The following is a 7,814-nucleotide window of genomic DNA, read 5'->3' on the forward strand; positions in this document are numbered from 1 at the left end:
GCCACCCCGACCCAGGTGCGGGTGTGTTGGACCGGTACCGCCTCCAGGGCCTCGGCCAGACGCTCGCGGACCACCTCGCGCGCAGCGGCGATCTCCTCGGCAGTGGGCGGATCGGAATGCAGGCAGCGTTCGGTCATCCGCACGCAGCCGATGTCGGCCGAAAAGCTTGCCTGGACGCCTGATTCTCCGCCCAGCACCACCTCGGTGGAACCCCCGCCGAGGTCGACGACCACGAACGGAGCCCCGGCCGGATCCAGGTCGGCCACCGCCCCGTTGAACGACAGTTCGGCTTCCTCGGATCCGCTGATCACCTCGGCGACCGCGCCGGGCACGGCCGCACCCAGCACGGCGGCGGTCATCTCGAAAAACTCCTCACGGTTGGCGGCATCCCGGGTTGCCGAGGTGGCCACCATCCGCAGCTTGCGCACTTGAAATCGGCTGATCAGCGTCGCGTAGTCGACCAGGGCGGCACGGGTACGAGCCAGCGCCGCGGAGTCGAACCGCCCGGTGGCATCAACACCTTCACCGAGGCGGACGATGCGCATCTCCCGATGCAGGTCGGTGAGACGAACCCGGCCGTCCTGCTGCGCGCGTTGCGCGATCAGCAAGCGGATCGAGTTGGTGCCGCAGTCGATGGCGGCGACGCGTTCTGGTTTCACTTCCACCACGTTATGTCCACTCCTCCGCTACCAGGATCCCCGCCATTGCCGGTTCACCGGCCAGCATGGCAAGCGCCTCGTCGCCGAACGGGTTCACCCCTCGTCCCTTGGCCAGCGCATGCGCCATCAGCACATGCAGGCACTTGACCCGGTCCGGCATTCCCCCGCCGGAGAACGTGGTGCCCAACGGTTCGACGGCGTCCCGTTCGGCCAGATAGGACTCGTGCGCACGACGGTAGGAAGCAGCCAGATCGGCATCCTGACCGAGTCTTGCCGTCATCTCCCGCATGACCCCCGCGGATTCCAGCCGGCTCCCCGCCGCGGTCAGCGCCGGATGGGTCAGGTAGTACAGCGTGGGGAACGGCGTGCCGTCAGACAACCGGGGGGCGGTCTTGACCACGCCCGGTTCACCGTTGGGACAGCGGTAGGCGATCTCCAGCACCCCGCGCGGGTCCCGGCCCAGCTGCTGTGCCACGGCCTCGAGATCGGCGGGGTCAACCACCGGGCGGCGGGGGTGCAGGCGCTGGTGGGGGCGGGTCCGGTGGCGGCACCGCGGGGGCAGGCAAGCCGGGAGGGTCCGACTTCGCCGGTGCCGGCGGGCCGTGCGGGGTGTCGGCGATCGTGTGCCACAACGAGGTGTACCAGGGGTCGGCGCCGCGCCCCGACACCGCCGGGTTCGGACCGCTCTGTTCATCGACGAATGATCCCGGCGGCAGCTGGACCTGGTAGGGAATGTCACCGGGCTTGACGAACCCAAGACGTTCACGGGCCTGCGCGGCGATGAAGACCGGGTCGGCGAGTCTGGCTTTCTGGCCCTCCAGTTCGGCGATCTGTTTGCGTAACGCGGCCTGACTGGCGGCGAGTTGGTTCATCTCGGTGCGTTGGGCGAAGTAGGTGCGTACCGGCCCTGCGATGGTCAACGTCAGAACACACACCACCGCCGCCAGGATGGCGGCGCGCCGGGCGGTCAAGCCGAGGCGTTGCTCGCTCTCTTGCTGCACCGAGGCGGTGATCACCTGCCGGATCGGCTCGGTGATGCTTCGGCCCACCGACTCGGCGCGGTCCCGCAAACCGCCCGGGCGGGAGTCCCCCCGCGCTATCCGCGCCGGGCGCGAACGACCGTGCCCGGACGTGCCCGGCCGGGAGGCCGGCGCACGCCGCTTGGGTTCGGACCGTCTACCTTCAGCCACACCCGCATTCTGCCAACAACGGCGACTAGTCCGCTCCGCCGAAACGCGGGAAAGCCAGATCTCCCGCGTACCGGGCCGCGTCACCGAGTGCCTCTTCGATGCGCATCAACTGGTTGTACTTGGCGACCCGCTCGCTGCGCGCCGGTGCACCGGTCTTGATCTGGCCGCTGCCCACCGCGACCGCGAGGTCGGCGATGGTGGTGTCCTCGGTCTCGCCGCTGCGGTGGCTCATCATGGTTCGGTAGCCGCTGTTGTGCGCCAGCGCCACGGCGTCCAACGTCTCGGTGAGCGTTCCGATCTGATTGACCTTGACCAGGAGCGCATTCGCAGCGCCGCGTTCGATGCCCTCTTCCAGACGCTCCGGGTTGGTGACGAACAGATCGTCGCCGACGATCTGTACCCGGTCGCCGATCGCAGTGGTCAGCGCGGCCCACCCGTCCCAGTCGTTCTCGTCCAACGGATCCTCGATGGAAACCAGCGGGTAGGCGTCGAGCAGTTCGGTGTAGATGGCGCCCATCTCCTCGGAGCTTCGGGTCTGCTTCTCGAAGCTGTATCCACTTCCGGCCGTGTAGAACTCGGTGGCCGCGACGTCGAGGGCCAGGGCGACATCCACGCCGGGCTTGAATCCGGCCGACTCGATGGCTGAGCAGATCAGGTCCAGCGCGGCCTTGGCGCCGGCGACATCGGGGGCGAAGCCGCCCTCGTCACCCAGGCCGGTGGCCAGGCCCTGTTTCTTGAGCACCGCCTTGAGTGCGTGGTAGACCTCGGCACCCCAACGGACCGCCTCCCTGAAGTTCGGGGCGCCGATCGGGGCCACCATGAACTCTTGGATGTCGACGCCGGTATCGGCGTGCGCACCGCCGTTGAGGATGTTCATCATCGGCACCGGCAGGATGTGCGCGTTGGGTCCGCCGAGGTACCGGAACAGCGGCAGCCCGGCGGATTCGGCGGCGGCCTTGGCCACCGCCAACGACACCCCGAGGATCGCGTTGGCACCCAGTCGGCCTTTACCCGGGGTGCCGTCGAGATCGACCAGGGCCTGATCGACCAACCGCTGATCATCGGCGGAAAGTCCGATCACGGCCGGGGCGATCTCGTCGAGCACACCCTCGACGGCCTTTTGCACGCCTTTGCCGCCGTAGCGGTCCCCGCCATCGCGGAGTTCAACCGCCTCGTGTTCGCCGGTGGAGGCACCTGAGGGGACGGCGGCGCGTGCCATGGTGCCGTCGATGAGGGCCACTTCGACCTCGACGGTCGGATTGCCGCGCGAGTCGAGGATTTCGCGTGCGGCGACCTGCTCGATGATGGGCACGGGGGTTCTCCTTGCTGGTGGGGTGCTGGCGGGGTAGGCAAGCCGGGACAGTTCTGTCGGTCAGCGTAGAGGGTTTGGGCCGTTACGGGGCCGCGTTAGCGGCGATGACCGGCCGCGTAGGCGGCGGCCCAGTCGCGAACCATCCGTGCGTACGGATCGGAGAGGTTGTAGGCACGCAGCGCCTTCATCCAACCCCGAGGGGTAGACATGTCTTTTCCGCGGTAACACAGGTATCCGGCGGCGGCCAGGGCGGCGTCGTCGAAGTTGTCCGGGCTGATGACACCGTCGCCGTTGCCGTCGACTCCATAGAGCCGCCAGGTTTCCGGGATGAATTGCATAGGGCCCATCGCCCGCGCGTAGACCGGATCGCCGTCCATTGCCGAGTCCCCATCGAGGATCTCGAGGTTGCCGTTGGTGCCATCCAGGCGAACACCTCGAATAGGGGGGCTGACATCGCCGTTCGGGTCGATCGACGCGCCCCGGTGGGTGCCGTGATGGCTTTCCACCATGCCGATGCCGGCCAGCGTCGTCCACCCCAGGTGGCAGTCCGGGTTCTCCACCTCGGCCACTCGCGCGGCGTACCCGTAGGCCTCCATGGCCTCAACAGGTATCCCCAGCGCAGGCGCACGCTGCTCGGCCCACTCCCGCAATTGAGCGGCCGGCCTGCCGGGCAACTGGAGGTCGATGGCCGGAACCGGATCACCCACCGGTGGCGGGACGCCCTCGGGGATCGGCGGGCCCATCGGCAATGAACAACCGGAAACCCCCAGCATCGCCGCCACCGCGAGGACCAGGGCGGCACGCACGTAGCGTGACCCGAGCCGAGCAGACACCACGACACTCCCCTACCACCTGCGTTTGACCAGTACATCGTCCCACGGGGGCGGCGGCGTTAGCTGCTGCGAACCGGTATCAGGTGTGCCCGGCTCGGCTGCGCCACTGGTCGATCGCCTGCTGGGCCTCGTCCCAGTCGGCCAGCAGCACCACCAAGTCCCCCGCCCGGGCACGGTCCAGCGTGTCGCGCAGGGCCGCTCCGCGGTCGGCCTCGATGGTGATGCGCGCCGGATCGACGCCCCGTCCCCACAGCAATCCGGACCACTTGCCGAGCATGGCGGCCGCAGGGTCGTCACCGGCGTACTCCGGGCATCCGCCGACCAGCGCCGGATCGCAGCCGAGGACGAAGTCATCAAACGCAGCAGCCAGGTCCCCGGCGAGCGCATCGAGGTGGGCCGGGTGGCGGTTACCGACGTTGAGGCCGCACAGCAGTCGTCGACCCGTGACGGGCCTAGCGGTGGCGACGGCACACACGGCGCGGACACCGTCGGGGTTGTGGGCGAAGTCGACCACCACGTCGAAGGGGAGGCCGTTGACGAAGTTGTAGCGGCCCGGGTTCTGGTCGGCGGAGTTGCGGAACGCACTCAACCCCCGGCGGATGGCGTCGTGGTCGATGCCATGCGCCCACGCCAACCCCGCCGCGAACAGCGCGTTGCTTTCGTTGCAGACCAGCAGACCGTCCATCGTCGCGGGAACCTCATCGACCGCCATGAGTTCGGTCTCCGCCGATCCGGTGGCGAGAATGATCCGGCGGCGGCCTCGGCGGGTGTCGATGAAGACCGCCTCACCACCACCCCGACGGTGTTCGGCGATCGCCCCCACATCCGGGTTTCGGGCCACCAGGATGTGACGGCCGGCCGACGCCCGGCCGCGCATTGCCAAGCACAGCGGATCCTCGGCGTTGACGACGACCGCCCTTGTCGCGCGCTGCAGCACTTCGGCTTTCAGCTCGGCCATCTGCTCCAGTGTGTCGATCCCGTCGACACCGAGGTGGTCGTCTTGAACGTTGAGCAAGGCAGCGACCTCGTAGCGGTCGCAGGGGTGACCGTAGTAAATCAGCCCCTTCCGCGGCATCTCCAGGACAGCGGCTTCGACGCCGGGGTCGTTGAGCATGATCCTCCCGCCGGGTTGTCCGGACAGGTTCTCGGTGCTGACGATCTGATCGCCGATCCGCAGCACAGCGGTCGTGCAGACCGCGGCACGTCGGCCGGCCGACATCCAGATGCGGTAGAGCATCTCCGCCGTCGTGGTTTTGCCGTTGGTGCCGGTAACGGCCGCGGTCGGGATGCGCGCAGCGCGGCCCTCGAAGAGTATGTCGAGCACTTCGCCGTTGATGTCCCGCTCCGGGTCGGCGAGCCAATGCGGGCGAAATCCCGGCTGGCCGTTGACTTCACAGATCGCTGCGCCAACTTCCCGCCAGGAACGGTTGATGTCAGAACAGAGAAAGTCAATGCCGGCGATATCGAGTCCGATGATTCGGGCGGCCCGTTCGGCCAGCGCGATGTTCTCGGGGTGGGTGCTGGCGGTGACATCTTCGGCGGTGCCGCCGGAACTGATGTTGGCGGTTCGGCTCAACCGGACGCGCTGACCGGCCGGCGGAACCGAATCGGGGCTAAGTGCCTGTTCGGCGAGCAGATCCACCGCATCGGCGTCCAACCTCAGGGCGCGCAGCAGACTATAGCGCTGAGTTCCCCGGCGGGGATCTTCGTTGACTTGATCGACCAGCAGACGGACGGTGCGCAGGCCATCCCCGACGACGTGGGCTGCGGTACGCCTGACAACGTGCAGCACTCGGCCGCCGACCACCAGGAAACGGTAATCCTCACCGGGGCAATGCTGTTCGACGACAACGGCGCCGGGACTCGCCCGGTCGGCAGCTTCGAAGGCCGCGCACAGATGCGCGGGGTCGCCGATACCCGGCGTCACTGCGGTGGCCCCGTCCTGGTCGAGCGGTTTGATGACCACCGGCCAGCCGAGTTCATCGGCGGCCTGCAACGCCTCCTGTGCGGTGCTGACCTGAATGAGTCGCGGGACCGGCAGGCCTGCCGCGCCAAGCGTCTGATTGGCGAATCGCTTGTTCCTGGCCATTGCCATGCCGATCCAGCTGGTCCGTCCGGTCAGACCCAGATCCATTCGTTCCAGGTTTACGCCCCAGCCGAATTGGACGAAGCTAGGCCGGATTTCGAAGGGAATTCCCCGACGTGAGGCGGCCTCGATGAAGCGCAACGTATTCGGCCTGAGGCCGCCGGCTTGGATGTGCGGCCAGCGATCGCCGAAGTGGCCGGCCAGTGGGTCGGTGGTAGCGGCGTCACCCTTAAGCCAGGTGAGCCATGCCGGTTGGGTGTCCGGGCACGCCGGCAACCATTCGGTTATGAGTTGCGTTGCGGCGGCCAGAGCGTGGTCGAAAAAGTCCGTGCGATGCCAGGGAACCGCCAGTCTGAGCCGACCCTGCCCCGCGGCCAGCAGTCGGCCCCGCAAGACCGGATCGCGGCCCCAGCGTTGGATGGCAACCGTCAGAGCGACGACCCAGGTGCCCAGCCAGCCGAGTGCCGCGTCGTCAACATCGGCCGGACCGGACAGCAGGAAGGCATCCGGCCAGTCGGTCTCGGCCACGCCGTAGAGCGGCTCCCCCGGACACAGGGTCGGTGCAGCTGCGCGAATCCGCTGTTCCGCGGATAGCGCACCGGTGAGATCACCCTGTACTGACAGCTCAACCAGAGCCGTCTTCTCCGCCAGACCGGCCGCGCAGCCGGGCAGGAACCGGCGGTATTCGACTTGGAATCGGACGACGCTCACGGGTGGTGTCCGGGTGTTACGGGGATTGGTTTTCCGACCAGTGCACCACCGCGCGCGGCAGCCCGCTCGGGTCGTAGTCGATGCGCTCGGGCCAGTGCGCACGCCAGACTTCGGCCGTCACCGGGCCCTCGGCGTCGGGGCTGCCCAGCCGGGTCTGCGCGATCGCCTGTTCGGCGGTGCGCACGTCGTCCATGAACTCCAGCACCGCACTGCGCAGCACGTTCTCCGCATCCCCGCCGGCGGTGACCGACACCGTGGTCAGCTCGGCGGGAATCCGGTCGGCCGGCATCCCGGCGGCGGTGACGCGGTCGATCACCTTCTGCGCCAACGCCAAAGCGGGCTGAGCCGTCGGCAGGCCGTCCACGCACGACCAGGCCTCTCGTCGTTCTTGCGCCTTGCGCTGTTCCCACTGTGCGAGTTGGTCTTCGAGGCTGATCGGTTCTCCGGCCAGCACCGTGGGTACCCGGTTGACCAGCTTGCGTACCAGCGCGTCGGCGACATCGTCGATGCCGAATGGATTGCGTGGCGCCTCCTCGGCGATCCGGGCGTGGAAGAGCACCTGCAGCAGAACGTCGCCGAGTTCGTCGCGCAGTTCGTCGGCGTTGCCGCCGCGCACCGCGTCGAACAGTTCGTAGGTCTCCTCCAGCAGATACCGGCGAAGCGAGTCGTGAGTCTGTTCGCTCTCCCACGGGCCGGAGGTCCGCAACCTGTCCATGATCTCGACGGCGTCGACGAGACGCTCACCGGCGCGGGGATCGGGCGGCGGGATCAGTCGCTCACCGGCGGCCAGCCGGGCTTTGACGGCGGGGTGATCGGGATCCGAGGACAGCAGCACCGCCGCGTCGGGCCCGGCCAGTGCCGAACGGGCCGCCGGCAGCGACCACTGGATCCTGATCGGCATCTCCTCGGTGTACTGGACATCTCCGCTGAGCAACTCGACTGCCTCGACGGGCACCAGGGCGGGCCGCCGCGCGTCGACCAGGATGACCGTCATCGCGCTATCCCCTTCCAGCGGTTGTGAAG

Annotated in this window: 7 protein-coding genes; all 7 read right to left on the minus strand. The window is 68.2% G+C overall.

Annotation, left to right across the window (positions count from 1 at the left end; translation table 11 throughout):
- On the minus strand, window positions 1-659 hold a 659-nt coding region (locus tag ADBZ5N_RS15800), incomplete at its 3' end, for a Ppx/GppA phosphatase family protein (RefSeq protein WP_526259006.1).
- A 10-nt stretch (window positions 660-669) separates the two neighbouring features.
- Window positions 670-1,161 carry a DUF501 domain-containing protein gene (locus tag ADBZ5N_RS15805; protein ID WP_526259008.1) on the minus strand — a complete coding sequence of 164 codons (492 nt, stop codon included), beginning with the start codon at window positions 1,159-1,161 and terminating at the stop codon, window positions 670-672.
- Entirely contained in the window at window positions 1,154-1,849 is a 696-nt protein-coding gene (locus ADBZ5N_RS15810) for an FtsB family cell division protein (RefSeq protein ID WP_526259010.1), read from the minus strand. The genes ADBZ5N_RS15805 and ADBZ5N_RS15810 overlap by 8 nt, the downstream gene beginning before the upstream one ends.
- A 25-nt stretch (window positions 1,850-1,874) precedes the next feature.
- Window positions 1,875-3,161 carry a phosphopyruvate hydratase gene (gene eno, locus ADBZ5N_RS15815; RefSeq protein WP_526259012.1) on the minus strand — a complete coding sequence of 429 codons (1,287 nt, stop codon included), beginning with the start codon at window positions 3,159-3,161 and terminating at the stop codon, window positions 1,875-1,877.
- A gap of 95 nt (window positions 3,162-3,256) precedes the next feature.
- Complete coding sequence (locus tag ADBZ5N_RS15820) at window positions 3,257-3,934, minus strand: lytic transglycosylase domain-containing protein (protein WP_526259016.1); 678 nt, start codon at window positions 3,932-3,934, stop codon at window positions 3,257-3,259.
- 139 nt (window positions 3,935-4,073) lie between these two features.
- Window positions 4,074-6,791, minus strand: a complete 2,718-nt coding sequence (locus ADBZ5N_RS15825; RefSeq protein WP_526259014.1) for a Mur ligase family protein — start codon at window positions 6,789-6,791, stop codon at window positions 4,074-4,076.
- A 16-nt stretch (window positions 6,792-6,807) separates the two neighbouring features.
- Window positions 6,808-7,785, minus strand: coding sequence for a nucleoside triphosphate pyrophosphohydrolase (locus tag ADBZ5N_RS15830; protein ID WP_526259018.1), 978 nt, complete (start codon window positions 7,783-7,785; stop codon window positions 6,808-6,810).
- Window positions 7,786-7,814 lie beyond the last annotated feature (29 nt).

The sequence above is a fragment of the Mycobacterium sp. genome, assembly GCF_044370595.1.
GTDB lineage: Bacteria > Actinomycetota > Actinomycetes > Mycobacteriales > Mycobacteriaceae > Mycobacterium.